Here is a 26,496-nt window from a genome sequence, read left to right on the forward strand (position 1 = left end):
GACAAAAAAAGAGCGCGGAAAAACCGGGGTTTCTCCGCACTCTTTATACATTGTAACAGTCGCTGCTCTGCAAGCGTTTTTTAATATGTGCAAGCTTGCGGTAAAAATAAGCCGCTGACTGATAATTTTCCTTTTTATTAAAGTAATCAGCTGCATCAAGCACTAATTCCTCAGTATCTGCTAAAAGCTGTTTCGATTCCAGTTTATCAAAAAGCGCATCAAGCACTGCCTGATCACCTTTTTCGAAATAAAGCTCATTCAGAAGACGGAATTTCGTCTCGTAAATGTCATCTCTCCACTCTGAAGCGCTTTTCATTCCGCGGTGATAGGACTCTTTTGCTTTACTGTATTTTTCTTCTTTAAAATAGATATGGGTCAGCGAAAAAATGGCTTGAATGACCTGCTGAAAGTTGTGCTCCTCAAAAATGGCGGCCGCTTTTTCAAAATAGCCCGCCGCCTTGGAAAAGTCACCCAAGCTGTACATACAATGCCCTAAATTATAATGGGCCGCCGCTATCATATAATCTTCCTCAAGCAGCTGTGCGTGGTGCAACGCGCTTCGAAGGTGTTCCATCGCCTTCTCGTGATGATAAACATCCGTCAAGTTCCCCGCAATGACAAATTCGCATTGCACTCTTCTCGTTCCATATAACTCATATTTCGTATAAATATCAAGCGCCTGACTCGCATAACTCATCGAAAAATACGTTTGCTTCATATGATAATAAACCTCGGCGACTTTAAACAGGAATTCAGCTTTTTCAATATCATCTTCAACGTACTCCAGCTTTTCCTCCGCCTGCTTATAATGAGAGATTGCCGAAATGAAATTCTTTTGCTTAAATTCATACATTCCGCGGAAATAATAGAAATAATATTCCAATAATCCCGTCAGTTTTTGCTGATTCATTTCAATGTCGTTCAGCATTTCAGAGAATGGAGGCTGGCTGCCGCTGTCTTTTACAGGCTTCAGTTTGTCCAGCATAATCCGGTGCCGGAATTCCATCAAAGAAAAATATAATAGTAAGTCCTGATTTTCTTCCATGTCTTTTAATTCGCGCTCGATCTCTCGCTTTAATTGATCTGCTTCGTCTGCTTTAAACGCGCGAATGAGCTTGTACCATTCGTTTAGTTTTACTGCAACTTCTTCGGATGGAATCTTTGATTTCATCATCTGCCCCCTTCCTCCTGCTACTATTTATGTTATATTTTATCATAGCTATGATTTTTTAGAGAGTGCGAATTACCTAAAACAGAATGTTCAGCACATCCTTAGAAAGAGTGACCCAACATGAGATTGTCCGCAAGAATACTGATGATTTTATTCATTCTATTAGCGCTGCATCTATGTATGACGTATGTACAGCATGATTGGCTGCCAAAGCAGGCATTAAAGGACAGGCCGATCCCGGAAGACCTGCATCCGATCGTCAAACAAAACACGGAAATTCTAAAGGCGGCGGCTGAGAAAAAAGGCATCTCCATTGTAATCACGGAAGGATTCAGGTCAATCGAGGAGCAAAACGAATTGTATAAACAGGGACGGTCCAAAAAGGGGAATATTGTTACTTATGCAAAGGGCGGCGAATCCTATCATAACTATGGGCTTGCCATTGATTTTGCCCTTCAGCAAAAAAACGGCAGTCTCTTATGGGATATAGAATATGACGGCAACCAAAACGGAACGTCGGATTGGCTGGAAGTTGTGGCCATTGCCAAAAAACTCGGATTTGAATGGGGCGGCGACTGGAAGCGTTTCAAGGACTACCCTCATCTGCAAATGATTCCTGATTAACCAGGCGGAACTAGAGCCGTTTCTTTCGCCTTTTGTGTGCGTCAATATATGATGGGTACACCGGGGTATATACGAGCTTATAATCATACTCACTGTGAGGGGAGAAATCGGGCTGCCACTCCAGCTTCAAATCGAACGCAGACAAAAATGCCGCTCTGGCTTCTTCAGCAGGCACGTCCGGCCGATGCTTGATTTTTTCCAATACTTCCGGGTCAATATCCGGCGCCATATACGCGTCAACATGGCCAGTCTCCCGATTGACGATGATGCGGGCCGCTCCAAAACGTAAAGGGACATCTTTATACCAAACCGAAAAATGGTTTCGAATCCTGCCTTTCTCGTCTGTTCTGGATGGGTTGACTCTGAAAAACTCCCTGGCTCGCGGAAAGAGCGCATACAAAAATCGGAGCGCTATTGTCTCGCATTCTTCTTTCGAATACTTGATGTCGCCCTGTTGTTCTACAAATGAAATAAAGGCTGTTATATTCCCTGTTTTTTTATCCGTTTTCATTTTCATCGTGTTTTGGTTGCGGCTTTCAAAGTAGCTTCCAATGCTTAAATCCTTCCGCTCCGGTGCTTCTCCTTTGCGCCATGTGGTACCGTATACGTCCCCAAAGTCCCGTTCACCGACTTTTTTCATGTCATTGGTAAAACCCATCATCTGATAGATATCAGGTTCTTGCCCGCTTTTCTCCAAAAGAGGCAAGGGCGCTCCTTGTTCCGTCCTTTCATCGGAGAGATTCTGGTCCGGGACAATTGCACTTACATCGGCTGGATAGCTATAGCCGGGCATGATCGGTTCATATACAAGACGAGGCGCCTTTTCATTATCGATGACATCATACACCAGCTTGAAAGACAGCGTATTTACATAATGAGAAATGACCTTCTCTTTCTCCACAAACTCTTCGGGAATGTCGGCTCTTCCTTCTCCTCCGTAGTATAAAAAGCTGACGACGCGTCCGCTGCGGCTGATATCAATCAGAAAGCCTGAATTGGGGAGAGGCAGCTCCAGCACTTTTTTTATATAAATAAAACGGACATGATGTTTCCGTTCTTCTTTTGCTTGAAAATGAAAACACATAAAAGTTTCCGGATGATGGCCGGCCGCAAATTGAAGAGCCGTCAGCTTCAGCTCAGCGTCCGAAAGCCTCTTATCTGGCATGGGAGAGGCAGTAGTTGAGTATTTGAGCAAAGAACCGTCCATCCCCAGCTCGACCGAAATTTTCTTTTCTGTAAGTTCGGGGTCTTTCCAAATAAAATAGGCTTTAGCCTTCTTTTTTTGCCTTTCGTCATAATCCTCTATTTCAAGTTCGTAATGGGGCGGCACATTTCCGATCTCCATCGCCTTCTTTTTCAGCTGTTCTTTTACCAATGAAGTCATCCTTTCACAAAAGAGTTAACGGCAGAGAGAACCGAATTTTATTATATAAAAAGACCTTTCTTCTTTACAGTGAAGAAAGGTCCCTTTCTCTTGTTAAATTTTTTACCATACGAAGAGATGAGATACGGTTTACTGCCCGTCCTTCTCTTTCATGTGACAATCCTCACACATTCCGTAAAACTCCAGACGGTGATGCATGACTTTAAACCCTGTCATTTGCGCGGCAAATTCCTCAACCTCATGCAAGTAAGGATAATGAAAATCAACGATCTTTCCGCACGTTTCACATATGACGTGATAATGCTCGTCTTCGGCTAAATCAAAACGGACAAGGTCTCCAAAGCCCATCTCCCTTATCAGGCCTTCTTTTTTGAAATAGCGGAGTGTATTATACACGGTCGCTGTACTGACTGCCGGAAATTCAGTCTTCAGTGATTGATAGATGTCATCCGCGGTCGGGTGGTGTCTTTTGACCAATAAATCATGATAGATTGCGAGTCTCTGGGGCGTAATCCGTATTCCTTTCGCTTTTAATTGCTCTAAAGTTTCTTGTTTCAGCTCAGACATTCTTCTAACACCTCTTTTTTACATCAACTGCTCTTTGCCCGACTTGATGTGATACGTTCATCGCAGGATCAAGTCAGATTTTTCAGATGACACTTCTTATAACTTTTCCGCTATGAGCTTCAATAAAGCTCGGAAAAACCGGCTGATACACAAGCTGGTAGCTCATGCTGGCATCATCGCCGTATTGCTTATCCCAAGCCAGCTTCACGTTGAGCGCATCGAGAAAAATGGATCTGGCCTTTTCTATTGAAACCGAAGGAACGGGGTCGATAGATTGTAATGTTTCAGGGTCAATATCCGGCGCCATATATGTAGTGACTTGGCCCGTTGTACGGTTCACGCAGATCCTTGAATAACCGAATCTCAGCGGGACACCGTTGCAGACTGCTTCAAATGTAAACCCGACTATCGTTTCCGCATCCTCCGGTTCATCATATTTTATTTGAAAACATCGCTCAGCATTGGGAAATAGGGTGAACAGAAACCGGAGCGCCCTTTTCTCACATTCCGCACGGGACAAATGGAGCGGCCCTTTTTTGTCCATAAAAGACATGACTCCAGCCAATTTCCCGGTTTCTTTGTGACGGATCATTTTCATTACCTTTTCCATCCTCCCTTCAAACCAGCTTTTCATGCTTTTGTCTTTTAGCTCCGGAGCGGGGCCCTCGCGCCAAACTTCGCCGATCGTTCCGTCCCCCATATCTGCTTCCCGTACTTTTGTTAAACCATCATGCCAACCGATCATGCTATTGATATCAGCTATTTCCGTAACACCCTCGAAAAGGGGCAGCGGGAAGCTTTCTGATTCAATTTCTCCGTCCTTATATTCCGTTGGATATTCTGATAAATCAGCGGGTAACGGCCTTAAATAAGGCTCATATACCAAATGAGGCTTATCATCTCCGGACTCATATACCGAGCTATGAAGAACGGTAAACATGAGATTGAAATTAATATCCTTTACATAATAGGCCAGAGCCGTTTGTTCATCCGCAATGTGTTCCGGCTTGATAAGAGCCTCCGCGTGCCCGTAGTAACGGAAATTGACTATCTCCCCCGCCAAGGATACATCCGCGTACCATCCGGTCATGGGAATCGGAAGTCCGTCCGCCATCTGAATATAGGAGAATCTCACTTTTCCATTTTCTGCCTCATCTTGTTCTTGCAGCACAAATTGCGACGAAGCACCGGGATAATGAGTTTCTGTAAACTGAAGCATTTTTTCAAACAAAATCTCATCAGACAGCGTATTCTCTTCTGGATCGGCGACATAGCGGCCAAGCGCTTCAAGCTGACCATCCATGCCAAGTTCAACGAAGACAGCTTCATCTTCATCATCAGGCTTACCCCAACAAAAATAAGCCCTGTTTTCTTCAACGTCTTCTCCATAATCTTCAATGTTCAGCCGGAAATGTTTCGGTGCATTTCCGATCTGCCGGGCTCTTTCTTTTAACTCCTCTTTCTCCAAACGATCACTTCCTTTCATTCATCATTTGCCAAGTCATGAAATGAGACCCATTTCAAAATAATCTAAAAGTTCTAGTCTAATACTCACACGATTTCCATAATTGGCAGTACATCCAGAACATTTTTCACCAAAAATAGTAGGATGAACCTATTCAATATAAAAGCTAATAATCTTAAAATTAAACACGTTGTAACATTTTTATAGGTAATCTATCGTGATGGAGGGCCGAATTTTCCAAAACCGGCATACAAAACCATGAGAAAAGAACTGATTTTTGCGTATGAATCAAAAGCCATTCAAAAAGATCCATTTCTCTAAGACAAAAGCCGCGTCCCATCCGTAAATGAATTGAGGGGGAAATCAAATGTTCAAGAAAAAAACGTATACTGTTTTCCTTATACTGATCCTGACGCTTTTTACAGCAGCTTGTTCAGGAAGTAAAGCGAATGGGGAAAAGAAAAACTCAGATTCTGAGAAGAAATCAGATACGGCTGAAGTAAAGATTGATAGTACCGAGTACACGCTTCCGCCGCAATATGACAACTCTGCTTCAAAAGATCAGCTCGTATTAAAAGTAAACGTTTCTGTGAAAAACACAGGGAAAGACATTTTATATGTCAACAGCAATGATTTCACCTTATACCAAGGGGACACAAAGTCTTCAGAGTCTACACCTGACGATTATAATGAACGCCTCCAGAGCAGTTCTTTGAATCCTGATAAAGCAATCAAAGGCAGCCTGTTCTATGTAGTAGACAAAGGCAAAAAATATGAGCTTGTCTATAATCCGCCAAGCAGCGGCAGCGATAAAAAGGAAAAATCGTTAACATTTAAAATTGATGGAAGCAGCAAAAAAATCCTTGCTACCGCCGACCAGCTTCAAAACCCGGCAAAGGCGCTGTCTGCGTATGTGGATATCCTGTTATTCGGAAAGGATAACAAAGATTTCGAAAAAATTACGGGCGATAACAAAAACAAAGTGGTAAACGAATTTAACAAAGCGGCAAAGGAAAGCTATGTATCTGCTTCCGGTCTTTCCAGCCAATACGCAGATGATAAAACACTTGATAAAATACTTGGTGCCATTACATCAACGTTAAGCGAAAAATCTGCCATTCAGACGAAAACAAAATCCATCACAGGAGACGAAGCGATTGTGGAAGCCACGATTAAGCCCGTTGACGCATCCTCTCTTTCCGACCGTATCAAAGACCGGGTGGAAGATTACTATAGCAAGAACTCTGGTTCAAGCTATGAAGATGCAGTCAAATACGCCCTAAACGTATATCCGGACGAATTCAAAAAGCTCGGTCCTGCGTCAACTGAAGAAACAGTAGAAGTCAAAATGAAGAAAAACGATATTGACCAATGGCAGCTTGACCAGAATGATTACAGAGCATCTGAATTCGCATCAGCTTTCATTAAAGAATAATAAGGTAAGAGGAAATAGCAGCCGCTATTTCCTCTTGTTATTTTACTTAAATATGGCGCTGATATATTCAGCTTCATCATCCGTTAATTGAATATCGAGCGTTCTCAGGTTGTTTTTTAGCTGATCAGGACGTTTGGCGCCTGGAATGATGGCATCAATTGCAGGTCTCGTTAAGAGCCATGCAAGAGCGAGGTGAGCCGTCTCTGCCTGCTTATCTTCGGCAATGGCTTTCAGCTTGTCTACCTTCTCCAAATTCTTAATAAATGTTTCTCCCTGGAACTGCGGATTGTCTTTTCTGATGTCGTCAAAAGTCGCATCCTTAGTGAACTTTCCTGTTAACAGCCCTGATGCGAGCGGGAAATACGGGATAAATGAAATGCCCTGCTCTTCACAATAAGGGAGCAAGTCTTTCTCAGCATCACGGTGAATTAAAGAGTACTCGGATTGAAGAACCTCTAAATACCCGTCTGCGTTAAACTCCTGCAATTGTTTAAAATCAAGGTTAGAAGCGCCGATCGCTTTAATTTTGCCTTCGTCCTTCAATTCCTTCAGCGTTCCCGCCACCTCAGCCAGAGGCGTTTTGCCATCCGGGAAATGAACGTAGTACAGATCAATATAATCCGTTTTCAGGCGCTTCAAGCTTTTTTCAACTTCGCCGCGGAGAAATTCCCGGCTGTTGTCTAACTCAATGTCTCCGTTGACCTCCTTATGCGCTCCCTTAGAAGCGATAACCAGCTGGTCCCGTCCGCCTCTCTCGCTTACAATCTCTCCGATTATTTCCTCAGAACGGCCCAATCCATATATAAAGGCGGTATCGATAAAATTCACGCCGCCGTCTAAAGCAGTGCGAACCAAGTCCCTGCCAGTCTCATCATTCAAATTCGGAAATAGATTATGTCCTCCGACCGCGTTAGCTCCAAAACCGATTCGTTTCACCTGTAAATCTGTTTTGCCAAGAGTACGAGTTTGATCCATTGTTCATTCTCCTTCCGAAACGATATATTTTGCCATTTCCCTATTTGGGTTTTCATAAAAATAAATTTGCGTCACGTTCTACTATTAGATAAGCTAAATTTATTTTCCTGCTTTTTTCAGCATACAAAAAAAGGAGAAAGCTTATTTCTCCTTTTTTTGACTTATTTTTGGCAGCACCCATTTGTCTTTCAGAAAGATCTTTCATTTAGAAATTAAAATACCGTTTCAAAAGAAAAAACCTTGAGAAGCCGCGGCTTCTCAAGGTTTTTATCTGCTGTTATGATGTCATTGCTGCTGCAAAGCTGTCCGCTTCGCTCTTTAACACACTTTCAATTTCTTTATAGCGGCTGGAAATGGTCGATGCGCTTACACCGTATTTCTTCGCCAATTTGGCTTGTGAAAGGGAAGTGCCGTTTAGAGAAATGGAATTCACATAATACTCGACCGCCGCAGCAAAAGCTTCAGGCTTTCTGATAACAGGCTCTTTTTTCTCACAGAAGGTTTTCCACAGGCCGATGACTGCCGGAATCAGCTTGTCCGGATATTCTTCTCCGCTCATTCCTTTTTCGATGGCAAGGGCTGTTTCCTTCTCCAAGTCGTTTGCCCACTCTATGCTTTCTTCTTCAGCAGCCGGCTGTTTCTCTTCTTCGCCTAACAACGCAAAAAGAACTTGTTGGAAGTCTTCTTTCATAAAGCTTTCCGGCGTTTTGCCTTTTTGCAAAGCAGGATCTGCAATCTTCATCACTTTGCTGATCAAAGCGTCTGTTCTCTTTGCCGGGAAGATAGTAAACTGCATGAAGAATTCAGCTTTTTCCGCCTCGTGAATCGGATAGCCTAAAATCAGGCTTCCAAGCGGCGGAAGCTCTTGCTTTTTCACGTCCATCTCGACATTAAATTGCTTTTTCGTCACGACGTCTTCAAACTGAATGACTGTCTCGTCCATTTCTTTCAACAGCAGTAAAGCCGGAGTCATGCTTTTCCATGATTCAACAAGCTCACGCGTTTTCGGGCGTGTAATGGAATCGGCTTTTTTCTGAAGATAGTCTTCAAAGATCGTTTGATTGCCGGCAAGCGGGTGAAAGAATATTCCCCAGATGCCTAAGTTAAACACGCTGATGTCTTTTGTCTGCCTGTCCATAGCTGAAAGAATGTCATACTGATTGATAAATGCTGAAATGCTTTCTCTATGTACTGTAAAGGCATACTCCATCAAGTCTTCCTGAATTTGTTTCGCTTCTTTTGCTGCCATTTCTGCCGGAAAATCGACAACCTTATTTCCGCAGCATTTTTTATATTTCTTACCGCTGCCACATGGGCAAGGGGCATTTCTTTTCACTTTTCCCACGATAAACCCTCCGAATTCTATTGTAACTTTACTATTTTAACAAAAATAACTTCCGAGGGCTTGGTTTCGAGCGAAAAAAGAATTTGGAAATGAGTGACGATATATCCCCTTATATACGTAAAGCCTTGATGAGCAAGCACTCTTCAAGGCTTTAAATCTATTAATTAGTATTTTCCCCGCCGCCGTTAAGGCCTTCTTTAATCAGCCCGTTTACTTTGCTGTTCATAAGCAGGCCGATGTGGCCGACACCGTGAATTTGCACATTTTTCGCTCCGATTAATCTGGACAGCGGGTTCATGACAATCATGTCAGCTGAGCTATAAACGGATGTGTATAAAATCTTTTGGTTCGGATCGGTACCCGGCAGCGCTCTGTTTGTGACCAGTCCGTTCGCTCCGCCAAGAGTCACGACGTTAGCGATCTTGTCTCCGCCGTCCAGGTTTTTAATATAGTAAAGAGTATTAGCGCCGCCCATGCTGTGCGCGACAATATCCACTTTACTCGCTCCCGTTTCACTCAGCACTTTTTTCACATATGATGATAATCTAGGCGCATTGTTTCTGTTATTCCCTGTTTTATCCAAAAAATCAATTGCATACAAGTCTTTGCTCGACCATCCTTGGGACACCAAGTAAGATTTAATTCCCGCGAAGTTAAAGGACGCCCCGCCAATACCATGGACCATGACCACTGGATTGTGTTCTGAGGCAGCTTTTGAAACGTTTGGCTGGATCGTAAACACAGACACGACACTCAGCATACAAATCATTAATACGGCTAAAAGTTTAGATTTTACAGCATTCATGATATTTCCCCCTAATATGTAATGATTTAACAGACTTTATTCTATTAAAGAAACAGAGGGAAATATAGGGTATTTTTTCCTCTTTTCGACAAAAAAAATAACCCTTAAAAAATGAGTACATTTGACCTTTCGCAACGCATTTATGCTTTTATGCGTTGATTGGAAAAATCTGAGGGCAGAAGGCCCCTCAAATTTTTTCAGCTTTTTCCTCTTACAAAATGGACCATCATACAATATTTAGAAATATGAGGCATGCTTAATTTGCTCAACTTTTAATAATCATACACATTAAGGTATGTCCGGTTTAATAGGAGGTTATCCTGCGGGTTTTTTTATTAAGTCTTTCTTGACATTCATTCACCTGACAAAGATAATAGACCAGTCACTATATTTTAGCTATTGCATTTTTAAGGTGGGAATTATATGAGTCATGGAGATTCTCGTGAAAAAATACTTTCAGCTGCGACTCGTCTTTTTCAGCTGCAGGGATATTACGGAACGGGACTAAATCAAATAATTAAAGAAAGCGGCGCGCCTAAAGGATCTCTTTATTATCACTTTCCCGAGGGTAAAGAACAGCTGGCGATCGAAGCTGTGAATCAAATGAATGAATATGTCCGTTTAAAAATAACCGAAAGCCTTGAAAAATGTTCAGATCCTGCGGAAGGCATTCAATCATTTCTGAAGGAACTGTCCTGTCAGTTCACATGTCCGGAAAATATTGAAGGATTGCCCGTTGGTTTACTTGCGGCGGAAACTTCATTAAAAAGTGAATTTTTACGTCATGCGTGTGATCAAGCCTATGAAACATGGGAAAACGCATTTGCGGAGAAATTACAGCAATCGGGTTTCTGCGAGAATAAAGCGAAGGAAATAAGCACCGTCATTAATTCAATGATTGAAGGCGGCATTATTCTTTCTATAACGAGGAAAGACAGCAAACCGCTTCTGCATATCGCCAACCTTATTCCAAAGCTGCTGAAAACTTAAAATAGAGACATCTTAACTACATTTCATACAGACTGGTCTATTGCCGGTTATAGAGAGGAGAATCGTTTTGGAAACAGCTGCACCTTCTAAACAATATAAAGTCATGCCTATTATGATTTCATTACTGCTCGCCGGTTTTATCGGCATGTTCAGTGAAACAGCATTAAATATCGCCTTAACCGATCTCATGAAGGAGCTGAACATTACGGCGTCAACCGTACAATGGTTAACGACCGGATATTTGCTTGTCCTCGGAATTCTTGTTCCGGTATCAGGACTTCTCCTTCAATGGTTTACAACCAGACAGCTTTTTATCGTATCGCTCGCCTTTTCAATTTTGGGGACACTGATCGCTGCGATATCACCAAGCTTTTCATTTTTATTAATTGCAAGAATTGTGCAGGCCCTCGGAACAGGATTGCTGTTACCGTTGATGTTTAATACCATTTTGGTCATATTCCCGCCGCATAAACGCGGAGCTGCCATGGGAACCATCGGGCTTGTCATTATGTTTGCGCCGGCCATAGGACCGACGTTTTCCGGTTTGGTTTTAGAGCACCTTAACTGGCATTGGATCTTTTGGATTTCTCTTCCTTTCCTTGTGTTAGCTCTTATTTTCGGAATAGCTTACATGCAAAATGTGTCCGAAATTACAAAACCAAAAATTGATGTCCTTTCTATTATTCTGTCGACGATTGGGTTCGGAGGCGTTGTGTTTGGCTTTAGTAATGCAGGTGAAGGGTCTGGCGGATGGTCAAGTCCTATTGTTATCAGCTCACTCGCTGTCGGCGTAATCGCCCTTATTTTGTTTTCAATCCGCCAGCTTACGATGAAACAGCCAATGATGAATCTTCGTGCTTTCCGCTATCCGATGTTTGTCCTTGGCGTGCTTATGGTTTTCATCTGTATGATGGTTATTCTATCTTCCATGCTTCTGCTGCCGATGTTCTTACAAGGCGGCATGGCCTTAACGGCATTTACAGCAGGACTTGTGATGCTTCCCGGCGGAATTCTAAATGGTTTTATGTCGCCGGTTACAGGACGCCTGTTTGATAAATACGGACCAAAATGGCTTGTCATTCCCGGTTTTGTCATTGTTACAGCCGTTCTCTGGTTTTTCTCAAATGTCACCACAGCGTCAACGGCGGCAGTTATTATCGTGCTTCATACATGTTTGATGATCGGTATCTCTATGATCATGATGCCGGCGCAAACAAATGGACTAAACCAGCTTCCGCCGAAGTTTTATCCAGACGGCACAGCCATTATGAATACACTTCAGCAAATGGCAGGCGCGATCGGTACTGCGGTGGCGGTCAGCATTATGGCCGCTGGACAGCAAGATTATATGAGCGGCGTGAAGAACCCGGCTGATCCGTCCCTCATTCCAAAAGCTCTGACCGCAGGCGTGCAGCATGCATTTATCTTTGCAATGATTGTGGCCCTCCTCGGTCTGGTCTGTGCTTTCTTCATTAAACGTGTGAAAGTAGACCAATAATAAGAAGGCAGACTCTTTTAGGGTCTGCTTTTTTTATTGATATGTGCATCATCGGCAGGCAAATATATTTACCAGCTCATCAATCACATACTCCAATTCATCCTTTGTATTATAAAAATGAGGAGCCAGCCGGATGACATTATTCCGCGGTGCACAAACAATCTTTTGTTTTTTCAATCGTTCCGCTGTCTCCGATGCCCGCTCATCATAAATGGAAATCATCCCCGGCCGCTGGTCGCTAGATGCCGGCCCCATCACCCGCAGCCCTCTTTCACTTGCGTATTGAAAAGCATATGCACTCAGCTCTTTTATATAAACATGTATACGCGAAACTCCTATCTCATTAAGCAGCGACAAACCTTCATGTGCGGCATACAAACTGATAAAGGACGGCGTTCCTGTTTCAAAACGTTTAGCTCCGCTTGCATATGAAAAACGGTTTAAGTCAAAAGCCGCCGCGCTTTGCTGGCCAAACCAGCCTGAAGCTTTCGGCCGCAGCCGTTCCGCCAGCTCTTTTCTCACATAAAGAAAAGCGGTTCCCGGAATTCCGAGCATATATTTTCGTGAACCTGCAGCCAGCATATCAATCCCGCTTTCCTTTACATCTATCGGGACGTGTCCGGCGGATTGATAGGCGTCTACAAATAACAACGAACCTTTTTCCCGCGCAATGGCTGCGATTTGTTTGATATCTTGAAGAAAGCCATTATAGTAGTTGACGTGAGGCACACAAGTCAGCAGGGTCTCTTCACTGATACATGCTTCATAACTCTCAATCGGCACCATTCCATCTGAAGAAGGAATAACTTGTAAATCATAGTCTCTTTGCGCTTTCCAAATGTGAGCTGCTGCGGGAAAATCTATTTCTGTATAAACCACTTTCTTTTTTTTGCAATCTTGCAAAGCAGATGCGACCGCAACAATTGCATCGGAAACTGAAGGCAAAACCGCAATCTCCTCAGGCTCCGCGCCAATCAGAACAGCAAATTCATTTCTGGCGCTTTCTGTTTTTTTAATCGCTTCATTCCAGTTGGCTCCCGTTTGCAGTAAGCTGTCATGGTACTCTTTTATAGCTCTTGAAACCGGCAGTGCCAATGCGCTTTGAGAGCAGCTCGCAAGCATAGTATGCGTATGCAGCACCGGAAAAAGTGACCGATATTGCTGAAAAAGATCCTTCAATATGATCCACTCCTTTTACTCATTGTCCGCCACATTTCAAAAATATTCAAACGATAAAAAAAGAAAAGTTAACGCTTGATTCTGTTAATAATTGATAAATGAGAAAACGGTTTCTGTATTTTCGAATAGATTCAGAGATGATTTCTAAAAAGCAGAGATTTACAATAAAATAGATGAAAAGGGGGAATTAGTATGAAACCAAAAGTGTTGTTCACAGGCTTTGATCCTTTTGGAGGTGAAACAGTAAATCCGGCGTGGGAAGCTGTCAAACAGCTGAACGGCGAGGATGCCGATCATGCTGTAATCGTGTCGGAACAGGTGCCTACCGTATTTAAAAAGTCACTTAAAATCCTGGGGCAGGTCATTCATAAACATCAGCCGGACATCGTCATTTGTGTGGGACAAGCAGGCGGCAGAATGCAAATCACGCCGGAACGTGTGGCGATTAACCTTGATGACGCACGAATTCCTGATAACGAAGGGAATCAGCCGATTGATGAACCCATCTCCGAAAATGGTCCCGCGGCTTACTGGACGGGGCTGCCGATCAAACGAATGGTTGAGCACATGAAGGAAAACGGCATTCCTGCGGCCATTTCCCATACTGCCGGGACATTTGTATGCAACCACCTATTCTATGGGCTGATGGATGAGATCAACAAGAATTCCCCAAAAATAAAGGGCGGCTTCATCCATATCCCGTACATCCCGGAACAAACCATAAATAAACAAGCGCCGAGCCTCAGCCTCGAAATGATCGTCAAGGCACTAAGGATCGCCGCTGTTACTGCCGCAAAGTACGATACAGACATCCGCTCTTCCGGCGGTTCACTCCATTAAATTCCGTCATGTCATCAATGGTTCACTGGCCAGTTTCTTTTTATAGACAAACGCGGACAGGGCCACACTTACTTCAAACAGGACGAGAAGCGGAACCATGACCAAAAAATCAGAAACAAAATCCGGGGGCGTAATCAGAATCGACACCACAATCAGGAGAAAATAAGAAAGTTTTCTAGCCTTCGCCAGCCGCAGAGGGTTTAGAATGCCAAGGCGGGTTAAAAACATGACGACCAGAGGCATCTCAAATAAAAAACCAAACGGCAGGCTCAAATTCACCATAAATCGAAAATAGTTATCGGCGGTGAACATTGTTTCAAAATGCCCTGACGACAGCTTCATCAAAAAGCCAAGCACAATCGGATACAGCACAAAGTATCCAAACGAAATGCCTGTCAGAAATAACGCAAATAATCCCGGAATATACAAAAGAGTCACCTTGCGTTCTGTTTCGGTCAGCGCCGGGGCTACAAACCGCCACGCCTGGAATGCCGCTACAGGAATGGAAGCGGCAATGGCGCATACTCCGGCGATCATCATGTACACCCATAGAATTTCACTCGGCCCCAGAACAGCCAGTTTTCCATCCAAATCTCTGCTTAGCCAGTCATAAATATCCTGTACAAATAAAAAAGCGGCAATCAAAAACACGACAAATGCAGCTAACGTCAGAATGATTCTTTTTCGCAGCTCTTCCAAATGTCCGATCAAATGCGTTTCTTTTTTATCCATGCCGGAAGCCCTCCTTATCAAATCAGTAAAGAGGCAGATACTGATTGATCTGCCTCATCAGCATTCAGCCCGCTGGTTTGTCCTTTTTGACAGCCGTTAAGTCAGCTGATGGTTTTTCCTCTTCTTTGTCTTCACCGGACACAAGAGATTTTGTCGCGCTTTTGAATTCAAGGAGGGTCCGTCCTGCCGCCCGGCCGATCTCCGGAAGCTTTGAAGGTCCAAAGATAATCAAAGCAATCACAAAAATTAAGATTAAACCGGGTATCCCGATGTTTGAAAACATGACATTCAGCTCCTTATTTTGTTATTTTGGCTCTTTTCTTTATCACTTGTTTTTCGTGGGCTTTATTATGGGCAAAGAAGCGGTCTTCTTCTACCTCATTAGACTGCTTCAAGCCTCCCGGAACAGCCGCTGCCGATACTTTTCTTAATCCGGTTTGATCCTTTTGATACACAAATGATGCTCTTGTCGATAGGGATGCTCCAGGTTCAGTTACAAACGGTACTACCCGATAATCCGCTCTCCATTGTTCAGGGGTCACTGTGCAGCGGACATAGCCCCGATAGTCGTTGAAAAATTTAATGTGAGGATTTTGTTTTAAGATTTGATCTGTATCCGCTCTCTTATCTGCTCCGTTCCCGCCGGATGTAATAGACGTTCCGACAAATTCGGCTCCGAAAATAGACGAATTGGTTTTATTAAAATCGGTATGAAGATTCGACGCCCAGCTCGCGTGGACATCTCCCGTCAAAACGACCATATTATTTAGATTTTTGCTTTTAATAAAATTGACGATCCGTTCGCGCTGTGCCGGGTAGCCATCCCAAGAATCCATACTGTAGATCGGACTTGCGCTTGTCCCGAAATTCCATTGGGCGAAGAAAATCTGCTGAGCCAGCACATTCCAATGAGCGGTTGAGCTTCCCAAGTTATTGAACAGCCAATCTTCCTGTTCTTTCCCCAGCAATGTGCGGTTTGGATTAAGCGATTCATCTGAAGGCGGCTTATTCCCGTCGCCATTCGCTTGATCGTCTCGGTATTGCCGTGTATCGAGCACATTGAACGATGCCAAGTTTCCATAAGAGAAATGGCGGAAAAGCTTCATGTCCGGACCGTTTGGCAAAGAGGATCTGCGAAGCGGCATATGCTCGTAATACGCTTGATAAGCCGCGGCACGGCGCAAGACAAATGCTTCAACAGACTGCCCTTTTTCCGGTATCTTATTGGCGTAGTTGTTTTCCACTTCATGATCATCCCAGGTCACAACCCATGGAAACGCCGCGTGCGCCGATTTCAGATTCGCATCGGAACGATATTGGGCATGGCGATTTCGGTAATCTTGAAGTGTAATGATTTCTGCACTGCTGTGCGTGCGTACATTTCCTGTTTTTGATACGTACTCATTCGGGCCATATTCATAAATATAATCGCCGAGATGGAACACCAAATCGAGTTTTTCCTTGGCCATATGTTTATACGCCGTATAATAGCCATGCTCATATTGTTGACAGGAGGCAAAAGCAAAAGTCATTTTCGAAACATTTGCTCCCGCGGCAGGCAGGGTTTTTGTTTTTCCGACAGGGCTTAACTCGTGGCCGCTTTTGAAACGGTAATAGTACACTTGATTCGGCTGAAGCCCGTCAGCTTCAACGTGTACCGAGTGCGCAAGGCTCGGCTTGGCCATCTCCGTTCCGCGCTTTACGATGCGGCGGAAATGCTCATCCTTCGCCAGCTCCCATTTCACAGGAACAGCCTGTTTGGGCATTCCTCCGCCATTCAGCGGATCGGGCGCAAGACGGGTCCATAAAATGACACTATCAGACATCGGGTCTCCCGAAGCGACACCGAGTGTAAACGGATAACTGGAGAACTTAGGCGCGGCATTCACTTCAAATGCGCCGACCGATTGAGCAATGGTTAAACCTAGAGAAAGACCCGCGATTTTACCCGCCCCTTGAATAAAACGGCGGCGGTCAAACATATTGTTTTCAAAGCTTTCTTCCTTTAACTTCTTCACCCACTCATCTAAACGGCTGTCATGTGTCATTTAAGATCCCCTCTCTTCTCATTGATCGCCTTCATTATAGGAAACCTTTGTTAAATGAATGTGAAGAAATATAAACGTATTGTTTGCCCTTAATATGACAAATAGGAAAACCTTCACAGGCCATTGATCGAAATGTGTCGATTCACGGAAAAAAATCGTGTTTTCAGTAAAATTCCCTTTTAATCAACTGCTCTTTTTTCCTATTTTTCTTCACACATTCTTAAAGAATAAAAAAACACTGGAGCGGTTAAACATGAACCACTCAGTGTTTCCGATACCATTAAGTAAAACACCGCCCGGTGATTCGGACGGTGTTTCTGAACTAAAATGTATTATAGACATTCTCGCACGTTTCCCCTGTCGGCTGGTAAAAACAATGGGACTTGAATCTGGCTACCAACGGCTGGTTATACCATTGTGCAGGGCAATTCCCGCCCGGCTTAAAATACCATAAGCTGAATTTGGCAGGCCAGAATCGTTCTCCATTAATGGTGCGCCGCGCCAGCCTTCTTTCACTTTCTCTGGGCCTTTGATAGAAGTATCCATGTGTCACCGCCTCAAATGCGTGCGGCTGATAGATCATTTGCCGAATCGTGCGCAGTCCTTTAAAATCAGAGCAATTGGCTCTTAACCGATTGACCCCTACATTTCCGACAAGCAGCATTCCCTGCTGTCCTTCACCTTCGGCCTCCGCTCTGAGCAGTCTTGCCATCAGATCGATATCCGCACTTGACGCTTTCACGACTGCCATCGTGTCACCTCCCTGTATCCTCCTTTCATCATATTGCTGGACAGTCAAGGAGATGACGGGTGAACAGCAGAAACTTTTTATTTTACTCAGCAGGCTCTGCCACAGTCCCCAAAAATAAAATGCTTTTCGTCTTTTCATCCGCTATTACGAATAAAAAAGGGTGGTTCACCGACAGCGACAATTCAGGCTCAGAGGCGGATTCAATGATCTCAACAGACGTTGCCGCCGCTGCTTCTGTTCCTGTTTCGTCCGTTTTGATAAACGTATGGTGATTGACATCATCGATTTTTGCATCCGTGCTTTTGTCTTGAAATAGTTTTGAAAAATCAGCTTTGCCAAATGCTGTTTTCATTCCCAACTGAGCCAGTATACCTCGCAGATTGTATTTTTCTTCAAAGGAAAAACGCGGAAGACTCAGCTTCACCATTTTTTCTTCCCAGCGGTTCTCCCATTTTTCCATATTCTCATGCGTCAATGCAGCAGTGAGTGATGAAAGGTTCTTATCTTTCTTCGGCAAAAATACAGCAAAAGACAAGTCCTTATTCTTATAAGAAAGCTTTACAGCTTGAAACAGCTCGTTCTCTTGGTATGGGAGGAGAGCCGTCTGCTTCATCATCGGATGCTTCTTTTCCGTTCCGTTCTGTAAATAAAATGGTTCAACATAGGTCATTGCCTTATCAAACGGTTGTGCCCAGTCTCCTTGAAAGTAGATTGTACTAAGTAAAACAGCGATTGTGTTCGGGGACAGATTGTCAGCAATATCTTCTATATGGCCTTTTGTTTTTTTCGCGGCCCATTCATTGATCTTCTTCTTTGCTTTTTCAGGATGTGGTCCCAGCTTACATGCTTTCCCGTCAAAATGTTGTTCAATCGTTTGTTTAAATTGCGGATTGATGTCAAGTCCTGTCCAAACAGAATGGGCCGCAAGCAATTCACCATCAGAAAGGGTACGGAAGGAGTTCATGAGGGTGTTCGCTGCTTCATTGATTTCACTGTCTTTCAATTCAGATAGAAGCAAGGTGTTCTTCATTTCTTCTTTTGTCTCTCCATCGGCTCCATTTGCCGCCATGACAAGTGCCTGCTGAATGCTGTATGGCGATATAAACACATTTTTCTCTGTGCCCTGCTGTTCAATCAGGTGATGAAATACTGAAATTCCAAAAAGCCTCTCAGCTTCTATAAACTCTTTATGTATTCCGTCCGCCGACCGTGCAGATGGAGACGTCTTAGATGAAGGCGTTTGAGAGACCGGGTGTTCAGCAGATGGTTGTCCGCACCCAGCCAGTGCAAACAACAATAAGAGGAACATCATCCATCCGTTTTTTTGTCTGCACTTCATTGCAATCACCCTCTTCAAAGCGAATTTTATCACCAAAGACACTAACACCGAATGGGAAATATTTCAATGCGAAAAGCAATATAAGGTTTAATTTTGTTGAATTGAGGAAACATACACATAACAAAATATAAGATTGGAGGAGGAGTTTAACATGGTTCACGTGAAAGCACTTGCTATCAAAGGAATTATGACAATTATTGTTTTGTATTTGATTCTTGGCCTTGGCTTTAATTTCACTTTTGGCGATACACTGCTGATGACGATCGTCTTAGGGGTTATTTCTTATTTACTCGGGGATCTTTATGTATTGCCTAAATGGAACAATATGATAGCGACTGTGGCTGATTTTGGCTTAGCCTTCCTCGTTGTCTGGCTGATGGGAATGCCGCTCTCTATGGGGTTATCTCCGGGAATGCTGGCGCTGGCTGCCCTCTTTGCGGCCATTGTCATGGCAATCGGGGAATACTTCTTCCATTTCTATATGATGAGTAAAGAGCTGGGCAAACCACGCTTCATTGAGAAAACAGAGTAACGCTGAAAGGCCGGTTTTATACGGCCTTTTTTACATTACATCTTCCTGATCTGTCTTTCGGATCGTCCGGTAAGCGATAATGATACCGACAGCAGCAAGGGCTAAAGGAATATAAATAATGTTAGCTAACGATAATTGTGAGCTATTTTGACTGATCAATATCATCAAGATAACTGACGAGACAATGGTTGCAGAAACAGAGTGTTTTCGCATTCCAAAGTATAAGGGAACAAGGCATAATCCCGCAGCTGCAGCCGCATATACCAGCATAGCGCCAATCTCCCCGCCCAAAGCATGGAACGCCAGCTTACCTGAACTGAAATGAAAATAATCATTTACCTTAAAAATGATGGCCGAAAGCACCAGTTCGGACACAATAATAGTGACAAAGGTCAGCCCGGAAATGATCAATAGCTTGGCAGTCATCAGCTTTTTTCGGCTGATGGGATAGGTGAACATAACCGTGATCGTCTTATTTCTATACTCGCCGATGACCAGTTTGGCAATGAGCACTGCCGCAAAGACGATATAAACTGATCTGACAAAGAGCCCCAGTATGGATACTGTTGAGGCCGCATCAGCAAACGCCATTTTGGCGGTAGAAAGTGTTTTTTCCTCTGAACCTATCAGACACATAAAACAGAAAATACATAGATTTGCAATGACGGCGCCCTTGAAATACCATCCTAATTTTGTCTTTTTCAATTCTAATTTCACCAATTTTAACATTTTGTTATCAACCCCCCTATAGCACATCCGTTTTATCTACTTTTCTGACAGCCAAGTAAGCAAAAACGAAGCCCGCGGCAGCCAGGGATAAAGGAATATACACAATTGAGGACAGTGAAAATTCCGAGGTTGTTGAACTCATGGCCATGACAATAATAACAGACGAAATAATGGTTGCCGGAACAGAGTATTTACGCATCCCAAAAAAGATGGGCACTAAGCTTGTTCCAGCGGCGCCAAAGGCGAAAACCGCCATTTTCACAGCTTGCTGAGAGACCATATCCGATGTCACTTCCCCGGGAATCACATGATAGATTGAGTTCAAAAAAAAGAAAGCAAAAGCGACAAATGCATTTGATATTAAAATCGTGATAAAGGTCAGTCCGAACGCAATCATCAGCTTGGCTGCCAGCAGTTTTTTTCGGTTAACCGGATAAGTGAACAGCACAAGAATTGTTTTGTTTTTAAATTCCGAAATCACTAATCTTGCAATCAATACCGCCCCGAAGATGATGAAAACCCCTCTGACAAATGTCCCGATGATGAGGAACGATTCATCAATGGTTTGCATGGTCTCCTCGCCTTCCATTTTTTCTACATAGCAGACCATCCATAAAAATCCCAGAAGGATAAGATTTGCGATGATTGCTCCACGCGCATACCAGCCCAGCTTCATTTTCTTTAATTCGATTCTCATTAAATTCCACATTAGCTCCGCCCCTTTTTACGCACTGATGCTGTCACCGTTGATCAGGCTTAGGAAATAGTCCTCCAGCGAGGTATATTTTTTGTTGATTGACTCGATGTCTATATCATTTAGAATCAGTGCTTTTGAGATGGCTGCCTGTGATGCCTCAGAATCATAGATCCGTACGGTTTTATCATTCAATATTTTGAAATTGGCGATGCCCAGTTCATTCTCAAGCACAAAACACGCCTTCGTCCGATTTGTCGTCACCAGCTCAATGTATTCCGTATTTTGCCCTCTGATATTGTCCATGGAAACCTCTTCAAGCAGCCTTCCGTCCCGAATCACTCCGATTGTATCGGCGATTTGCTCTATTTCACTGAGCATATGGCTGGAAATCAGCAGTGTCATGCCATACTCTTTACTCAGCACTTGGAACAAATGTCGGATTTCCTTAATTCCGACGGGATCAAGTCCGTTAATCGGTTCATCTAAAATCAGCAATTCAGGCTTGGTGATAATTGCCCGCGCTATGCCGAGCCGCTGCTTCATACCAAGGGAGAAGGTTTTTACCGCCTTTTCCTCAATATTTTTCAAATTCACCATGCCGAGCACTTCTTGAATTGAATTTTTATTGTGATAACCCATGTACTCACAATGCAGTTCTAAATTCTCTTGTGCTGTCAGTTTTTCATAAAAAATAGGATATTCAATCATACTGCCTATTCTGCCCAGTACTTTGTATGACGTATTTGTCAATTTATGTCCTAGGATTTCAATCTCTCCGCCGGTCGGTTTTACAAGGCTCGTAAGCATTTTCATGACGGTTGTTTTACCCGCGCCGTTCGGTCCTAGAAATCCGTATATTTCTCCTTTTCGTATATGCATATTTACATTTGATACGACTTCTTTGCCTTGAAAGGTTTTGGTGAGGCCGTTGATATTCACAATATAGGTCATTATCTTTCTCCTTCCGTCTGAACCTGTTTTCTATTGTAGCCGTGAGCGGTGTCATTTTTATTTCCTGTTTCTTAAGAAAATCTTACGTTTAATACGTCATTCTTTTTAATGTGATGGTAAACACTGTCCGTTCGTATGGTTTGCTTTGAAGGGAAATAGCACCGCCCATTTGTTCAACAAGCCTTTTTGTAATCGTCAAGCCAAGCCCGCTCCCCTGAAATGATTTATTTCTTGATTCTTCAAGCGTGTACAGCCTTTCGAATACCCGCTCTTGTTCCCGTTCGCCAATCCCTTTCCCCCGGTCCCACACGCTGATATAGACATGCTGCTCATCGCTTGATAACGACAAACCGATAACCTTTCCGCCGCCTCCGTATTGAATCGCGTTTGATAACAGATTTTGAAAAATCCGATCAAGCGCTTCTTCATTCCCCTGCGCATACACCGGAATGTCAGGGATGTCGATTGCAGCCTCATAGCCTTTCGCCTGAACCACGTCATAGAAAGAAAGGATATTCTTTTTACATAGTTCATTCATATGTATTTTTGTAATCCGAATCTCTTTATCTCCTGATTCCAGTTTGGCTAAGTCGAAAAATGAATTCATCAGCCTGATAATTTCATATGTCTTTTGGTGAAGCTTTTCTAATAATGCCTTTCTCTCTGCATCTGCCAGATCCGAATCATTTTGAATCGCTTCGATATAGCCCAGAACGACTGTCAGAGGCGTTTTTAGATCATGTGACATATTGGTCAGCATCCGTTTCATAGAGTGTTCGGTTCTTGTAAATCGGGCTGTGATTTTTTGATTATCATCCAACAGCTGATTGATTTGCACCAAAAGCGCCTGGAGCTTCCGATCGTCAGTCACAAGCAAAATCTGCCCGGCGGAATGCTGTTCGGTCAGGCTGTTTAGTTTTTTTGTTATATACTCGAGGCTCCTGTCGCGGCTTCTCTTCATTTGGTATTGCGCCATATTGACAACCGCCAATATAATCACAGCGCCAATCAATAAAGCTGTCATGCTAAAACTCTCCCAATTTATAGCCGATTCCCCAAAGTGTTTTGATATATTGAGGCGATGACGGATCGTCTTCAATTTTCTCTCTCAGACGCCGCATATGGACGTTAATAATATTTTCGTCGCCATAGTAATCCTCATTCCAAACCGAGCGATAAATCTGTTCTCTCGTAAATACTTTTTTAGGATTAGTAAAGAATAGCTTGATGATCTGCCATTCTTTTGAGGTCAGCTGAATCACTTCATCATTTTTTGTGATAAGGACATTTTCAATATCAAGCGTCAGCTCATGTACGCGAATGATATTCGTTTCTGCCGGTTCATTTACGGCATACTGTGTCGCTCTTCGGATTGCGGCCTTTACTCTTGCGGACAGTTCGATCATTGAAAACGGCTTGGCGATATAATCATCCGCGCCGAACCCCAGACCCAGCGCCTTTTCCACATCACCGTCTTTAGCGGAAATGATCAAAACCGGAATCTTGCTTTGCTCTCTTATGATTTTCAACAAATCCATCCCATTCAGCTTAGGCAGCATCAAATCTAACAGGATCAAATCAAACGCATTCTGCCGAAACAGCTGAATGCCCTCTTCGCCGTCAAAAGCATGAACTACGCGAAACCCTTCCTTTGTTAAATAATGATCAACCACTTCACTGATTGACCGGTCATCCTCCACAAGCAAAATCTGCTGCATTTTCTCCACCAACCTCTTTAAAAATAAGAAACACACGTTTAATTACATTAAGTGTAATCAAAAACGTGCGTCTTTTATATAACATATTATGTTTTTTCTTGATCCGTTTCCAATATTCCATAAAGGTAATCACTATCAATACAACCAGACATCCCGTCCATTGAATTCGGCTGAAATGCCCGCCAAGATACAAAGCGCCCAGCAGAATTGTAATGACCGGTCCCGGGAGAAAATGCGCTATCAACGGAATAACCCGCCGCTGTTTTCGCCCCCAAATAAACAGCCCATCGCTATGCTAGCAGCAGACATTCCATAAGCATTCAGACGGATGCCTCTGATGTGATGGACTAGATGGCCGGAAAGGACCAAGCAGCATGCATATACCACTGAAGACAGGATGATCAACGCCGTACAGAACAGGTTCGATTTGAATAGCTGTGCCTGAAAAACAAAGCCGCGTCGGACGTTGCACCCTGAGCGTACGCCCGCTTCATCAAAATTGGCTTTGAAGCGAAACAGACGGTGCCGCAAACCAGAAGGGCCACTCCTATGACAGCCTGACGAACCTGACTCTCCTCAACTTGACTCATCTCAGCCCACTTACCTCCGTTATCTCTATTTGTTTAAATGTTTTTTGATAAAATGCAGCAGGGTGTTTCCTTGAGCGGTGAGAATGACGCCTTTTCCGTCGCATTTCGGACAAGGCTTTCCATCTTCCTCCCCCGTTCTTTTACAATGCGGGCAAGTTAATTCTAAATCATCTAAAGCGATTACCATGCTTATTCCTCCTTTTTGATTGATAAGTCTCCTGCACCTGTGTTTTTCCAGCCTTCTTCCATGGCCGTCACCTCCTTTAAAAACACAAAAAAAACCCCCATCCATATCAAAGGACGAGGGTTTCGCGGTACCACCTTTATTAACAGCTCAAAAAGCCATTCACTCATAAGTACAGAAAACGTAAGTTTCGATACTCCTCTCTTGGTAACGGGGAGAGAATCCCGGCAGCGCCTACTATTGTTTCGGCGATGCAATTCAGAAGCCCATTCGGTATCAGGGGAGGATCGGTTCTCAGCAGCCACCGACTCTCTGGACCCCGCACACTGATACGTACTTACTCTTCCTCCAGATTGTTGATCCGTTCTTTATTTGTAAAATTTATAATACTCCGTGAGTTAAAGGAAGTCAATCCGAAATTTCTTCGATCCTTTTGGTTTTTTTCAATATGGGCCGACTGCATATTTGATGTTTAAGAATACCAGTTTCAAGGAAACCAGTCATTACATAGGGTGATCATTTTAAAAAAATCACTACAACTGCAAAGAGGTGAAGCATATGAACGCTACAGCTAAAAAGTCGATGCTGAAAGGTGTCATTCTTGCGCTGGCAGTCTTGTTTTTAGTGTGTACGCACGTTGTAAATCTTTATGTTTGGCTTATTTTCATGTTTGCCGGCATAGTTGGTGATAAATTCATAACCGTTCAGGAAAAACGAAAAGAAGCTGAAATGGAATCCGATTAACCATCGCCCGGCCTCATGACCGCCCGCTTGCCGGAGCGATCATTTCATTGATCCAAGCCAAGCGCCCCCCGCGCCATTTCCATATGATCATCTTGTTTTGTCTGCAGCGCAAACTTTGCGATATCGATCGGATAGGCAGCCTGCATTTCTGTAATATGCTCCTGCATCCCCTTCCAGATTCCTCCTCCTTCCTCACCATAATGCCTCAGCAGGCGCGCTGTTTCTTTATCGCCTAAAATCATTTGATACGCGACAAAATCCTTGGCCGGATCGGCGACTTTTGCTTCCGTCCAATCCAGAAGACCTGTCACGCGCTGATTTTTCCCAATCAACATATGCGCGGGATGCAAGTCGCCGTGAATAAGGGCGGAGAACCCCGGCCAGTATGAATCGTCACTCATCCACTTTTGCCATCTTCGCCAAAGGTGATCGGATACGCCCAGCTCTCTCTTTATGTTATCCATGGATTCCGCTATTGACTGCCGGGTATTGTCCGGGCTTAACACTTCAATGCCGGCTTCAGCCGCGGCCGCTGGATCTGTCCCATGTAATTCAGCTAATATGCCGGCAAGCGATCGGACAAAATCATCTGAAGGCGGCTGATGGTCCATATTCCATACATATTGTTTCTCTTCTAGATCAATACCGGCAGCGGGTATTCCGTCAAGCCTTGGATAAGCAATCAGTTCCGGCGTATGAATTCGCCAATCCGGTACGGCGGCCGATAGATGTTTGCGGACAAAGACGAGTGCATTGCCTTCTGCGGCGGCTCTTTCAACCACATCATGCCGGCGCGGTTTTCGCAGTACCCATGGCACACCGGTGTCATCATCCGCAAATACAACTTGAAAATCCATACCCGTTTCATTTATTTGCGCGCTTTCACGGTTTACCATAAGGCCATTTTTATGTGCAAGTCTTACAATTTCCTCAATGGACTGTTGTTCGTTCTGATTTGTCATCTGCTTTTCCCCTTTTCCCTATTTGCTAACACATAAGGCTCCGCCTGCGGTTCAGGATAATGGAGAAGGATTTTTGAAGACACAAAAAAAGAAGGCAGCATAGCCTTCCCCTATTTCATACAATATTAGGGCTCCTAATTATAGGCAGGCCAATCCCGATTCCCCCGCACACAGGCAAAGACTTTGTTCACTATTTAATTAGTGTGACAAAGTGTGAAACGGAATCTTATGAATGCCATAC

28 protein-coding genes and 1 other annotated feature are annotated in these 26,496 nt (G+C 43.6%); of the genes, 7 read left to right on the plus strand and 21 right to left on the minus strand.

What is annotated here, in order from left to right; translation table 11 throughout:
• Window positions 1-43 precede the first annotated feature (43 nt).
• The gene (locus GXP75_RS16595; RefSeq protein WP_242557318.1) at window positions 44-1,171 is read right to left on the minus strand and encodes a response regulator aspartate phosphatase; all 1,128 of its coding nucleotides are present in this window, start codon (window positions 1,169-1,171) and stop codon (window positions 44-46) included.
• 120 nt (window positions 1,172-1,291) lie between these two features.
• On the opposite strand from GXP75_RS16595, the gene cwlK reads away from it, so the two are divergent.
• On the plus strand, window positions 1,292-1,795 hold the full coding sequence (gene cwlK, locus GXP75_RS16600) for a peptidoglycan L-alanyl-D-glutamate endopeptidase CwlK (RefSeq protein ID WP_106045964.1): 504 nt from the start codon (window positions 1,292-1,294) through the stop codon (window positions 1,793-1,795).
• A gap of 10 nt (window positions 1,796-1,805) precedes the next feature.
• On the opposite strand, the gene GXP75_RS16605 is transcribed toward cwlK, so the two are convergent.
• The 3 genes from GXP75_RS16605 to GXP75_RS16615 all read right to left on the minus strand — a co-directional run bounded on the left by GXP75_RS16605 (window position 1,806) and on the right by GXP75_RS16615 (window position 5,232).
• Complete coding sequence (locus GXP75_RS16605; RefSeq protein ID WP_242557319.1) at window positions 1,806-3,170, minus strand: YcdB/YcdC domain-containing protein; 1,365 nt, start codon at window positions 3,168-3,170, stop codon at window positions 1,806-1,808.
• 138 nt (window positions 3,171-3,308) lie between these two features.
• On the minus strand, window positions 3,309-3,746 hold the full coding sequence (locus GXP75_RS16610; RefSeq protein WP_150224342.1) for a Fur family transcriptional regulator: 438 nt from the start codon (window positions 3,744-3,746) through the stop codon (window positions 3,309-3,311).
• 82 nt (window positions 3,747-3,828) lie between these two features.
• Window positions 3,829-5,232: a YcdB/YcdC domain-containing protein gene (locus GXP75_RS16615; protein ID WP_242557320.1), complete on the minus strand. Its 1,404-nt coding sequence runs from the start codon at window positions 5,230-5,232 to the stop codon at window positions 3,829-3,831.
• A gap of 346 nt (window positions 5,233-5,578) precedes the next feature.
• On the opposite strand from GXP75_RS16615, the gene GXP75_RS16620 reads away from it, so the two are divergent.
• Window positions 5,579-6,646, plus strand: a complete 1,068-nt coding sequence (locus GXP75_RS16620; protein WP_242557321.1) for a DUF5105 domain-containing protein — start codon at window positions 5,579-5,581, stop codon at window positions 6,644-6,646.
• Window positions 6,647-6,688: 42 nt separating this feature from the next.
• Here the strand turns inward: GXP75_RS16620 and GXP75_RS16625 are convergent, their stop codons facing one another.
• The 3 genes from GXP75_RS16625 to estA form a co-directional block, all read right to left on the minus strand.
• Window positions 6,689-7,621: an aldo/keto reductase gene (locus GXP75_RS16625; protein ID WP_214917468.1), complete on the minus strand. Its 933-nt coding sequence runs from the start codon at window positions 7,619-7,621 to the stop codon at window positions 6,689-6,691.
• Between the two features lie 277 nt (window positions 7,622-7,898).
• Window positions 7,899-8,966, minus strand: a complete 1,068-nt coding sequence (locus GXP75_RS16630; protein WP_242557322.1) for a helix-turn-helix domain-containing protein — start codon at window positions 8,964-8,966, stop codon at window positions 7,899-7,901.
• A 160-nt stretch (window positions 8,967-9,126) separates the two neighbouring features.
• Entirely contained in the window at window positions 9,127-9,771 is a 645-nt protein-coding gene (estA, locus tag GXP75_RS16635; RefSeq protein ID WP_003327989.1) for a lipase EstA, read from the minus strand.
• Between the two features lie 423 nt (window positions 9,772-10,194).
• On the opposite strand from estA, the gene lmrA reads away from it, so the two are divergent.
• Together lmrA and lmr(B) are read left to right on the plus strand one after the other, a co-directional pair.
• Entirely contained in the window at window positions 10,195-10,761 is a 567-nt protein-coding gene (gene lmrA, locus GXP75_RS16640) for a transcriptional regulator LmrA (RefSeq protein ID WP_061571035.1), read from the plus strand.
• A 61-nt stretch (window positions 10,762-10,822) separates the two neighbouring features.
• Window positions 10,823-12,259, plus strand: a complete 1,437-nt coding sequence (gene lmr(B) / locus GXP75_RS16645) for a lincomycin efflux MFS transporter Lmr(B) (protein WP_094233141.1) — start codon at window positions 10,823-10,825, stop codon at window positions 12,257-12,259.
• A gap of 48 nt (window positions 12,260-12,307) precedes the next feature.
• Here lmr(B) and GXP75_RS16650 read toward each other — a convergent pair whose 3' ends face one another.
• A complete protein-coding gene (locus GXP75_RS16650) occupies window positions 12,308-13,381 on the minus strand; it encodes an aminotransferase class V-fold PLP-dependent enzyme (RefSeq protein WP_242557383.1) in 1,074 nt (357 codons plus the stop codon).
• 249 nt (window positions 13,382-13,630) lie between these two features.
• On the opposite strand from GXP75_RS16650, the gene pcp reads away from it, so the two are divergent.
• A complete protein-coding gene (gene pcp / locus GXP75_RS16655; RefSeq protein ID WP_242557323.1) occupies window positions 13,631-14,278 on the plus strand; it encodes a pyroglutamyl-peptidase I in 648 nt (215 codons plus the stop codon).
• A gap of 6 nt (window positions 14,279-14,284) precedes the next feature.
• On the opposite strand, the gene tatC is transcribed toward pcp, so the two are convergent.
• From tatC to GXP75_RS16680, 5 genes are all read right to left on the minus strand, one after another.
• On the minus strand, window positions 14,285-15,010 hold the full coding sequence (gene tatC, locus GXP75_RS16660) for a twin-arginine translocase subunit TatC (RefSeq protein ID WP_242557324.1): 726 nt from the start codon (window positions 15,008-15,010) through the stop codon (window positions 14,285-14,287).
• Between the two features lie 64 nt (window positions 15,011-15,074).
• On the minus strand, window positions 15,075-15,293 hold the full coding sequence (locus GXP75_RS16665; protein ID WP_106034321.1) for a twin-arginine translocase TatA/TatE family subunit: 219 nt from the start codon (window positions 15,291-15,293) through the stop codon (window positions 15,075-15,077).
• Window positions 15,294-15,306: 13 nt separating this feature from the next.
• Entirely contained in the window at window positions 15,307-17,058 is a 1,752-nt protein-coding gene (locus GXP75_RS16670) for an alkaline phosphatase D family protein (protein WP_242557325.1), read from the minus strand.
• Between the two features lie 322 nt (window positions 17,059-17,380).
• Window positions 17,381-17,809, minus strand: a complete 429-nt coding sequence (locus tag GXP75_RS16675; protein ID WP_061571031.1) for a cell wall hydrolase — start codon at window positions 17,807-17,809, stop codon at window positions 17,381-17,383.
• An 82-nt stretch (window positions 17,810-17,891) separates the two neighbouring features.
• Window positions 17,892-19,148, minus strand: a complete 1,257-nt coding sequence (locus GXP75_RS16680) for a serpin family protein (protein WP_242557326.1) — start codon at window positions 19,146-19,148, stop codon at window positions 17,892-17,894.
• A 151-nt stretch (window positions 19,149-19,299) separates the two neighbouring features.
• On the opposite strand from GXP75_RS16680, the gene GXP75_RS16685 reads away from it, so the two are divergent.
• Entirely contained in the window at window positions 19,300-19,680 is a 381-nt protein-coding gene (locus tag GXP75_RS16685; protein ID WP_214917478.1) for a DUF2512 family protein, read from the plus strand.
• A gap of 30 nt (window positions 19,681-19,710) precedes the next feature.
• Here the strand turns inward: GXP75_RS16685 and GXP75_RS16690 are convergent, their stop codons facing one another.
• From GXP75_RS16690 to GXP75_RS16720, 7 genes are all read right to left on the minus strand, one after another.
• Complete coding sequence (locus GXP75_RS16690; protein WP_242557327.1) at window positions 19,711-20,409, minus strand: ABC transporter permease; 699 nt, start codon at window positions 20,407-20,409, stop codon at window positions 19,711-19,713.
• A 16-nt stretch (window positions 20,410-20,425) separates the two neighbouring features.
• Entirely contained in the window at window positions 20,426-21,118 is a 693-nt protein-coding gene (locus GXP75_RS16695) for an ABC transporter permease (RefSeq protein ID WP_242557328.1), read from the minus strand.
• 15 nt (window positions 21,119-21,133) lie between these two features.
• Window positions 21,134-22,057 carry an ABC transporter ATP-binding protein gene (locus GXP75_RS16700; RefSeq protein ID WP_242557329.1) on the minus strand — a complete coding sequence of 308 codons (924 nt, stop codon included), beginning with the start codon at window positions 22,055-22,057 and terminating at the stop codon, window positions 21,134-21,136.
• Between the two features lie 88 nt (window positions 22,058-22,145).
• Window positions 22,146-23,081 (minus strand): HAMP domain-containing histidine kinase, encoded by a 936-nt coding sequence (locus GXP75_RS16705; RefSeq protein ID WP_242557330.1) that lies wholly within the window; start codon window positions 23,079-23,081, stop codon window positions 22,146-22,148.
• Window position 23,082: 1 nt separating this feature from the next.
• Window positions 23,083-23,763, minus strand: a complete 681-nt coding sequence (locus GXP75_RS16710; protein ID WP_150224502.1) for a response regulator transcription factor — start codon at window positions 23,761-23,763, stop codon at window positions 23,083-23,085.
• 252 nt (window positions 23,764-24,015) lie between these two features.
• Window positions 24,016-24,306, minus strand: a complete 291-nt coding sequence (locus GXP75_RS16715; RefSeq protein ID WP_242557331.1) for a hypothetical protein — start codon at window positions 24,304-24,306, stop codon at window positions 24,016-24,018.
• An 84-nt stretch (window positions 24,307-24,390) separates the two neighbouring features.
• Entirely contained in the window at window positions 24,391-24,552 is a 162-nt protein-coding gene (locus GXP75_RS16720; RefSeq protein WP_214917483.1) for a tryptophan RNA-binding attenuation protein, read from the minus strand.
• A 106-nt stretch (window positions 24,553-24,658) separates the two neighbouring features.
• Window positions 24,659-24,909 (minus strand) — a binding site (T-box leader).
• Between the two features lie 198 nt (window positions 24,910-25,107).
• Here GXP75_RS16720 and GXP75_RS16725 point away from each other — a divergent pair.
• Window positions 25,108-25,293: a hypothetical protein gene (locus GXP75_RS16725; RefSeq protein WP_061571026.1), complete on the plus strand. Its 186-nt coding sequence runs from the start codon at window positions 25,108-25,110 to the stop codon at window positions 25,291-25,293.
• 44 nt (window positions 25,294-25,337) lie between these two features.
• Here the strand turns inward: GXP75_RS16725 and GXP75_RS16730 are convergent, their stop codons facing one another.
• Window positions 25,338-26,255 carry a macrolide 2'-phosphotransferase gene (locus tag GXP75_RS16730; protein WP_242557332.1) on the minus strand — a complete coding sequence of 306 codons (918 nt, stop codon included), beginning with the start codon at window positions 26,253-26,255 and terminating at the stop codon, window positions 25,338-25,340.
• Window positions 26,256-26,496: the final 241 nt, after the last annotated feature.

The sequence above is a fragment of the Bacillus sp. HU-1818 genome (assembly GCF_022695965.1).
In the GTDB taxonomy this organism is placed as follows: Bacteria; Bacillota; Bacilli; order Bacillales; family Bacillaceae; genus Bacillus; species Bacillus atrophaeus.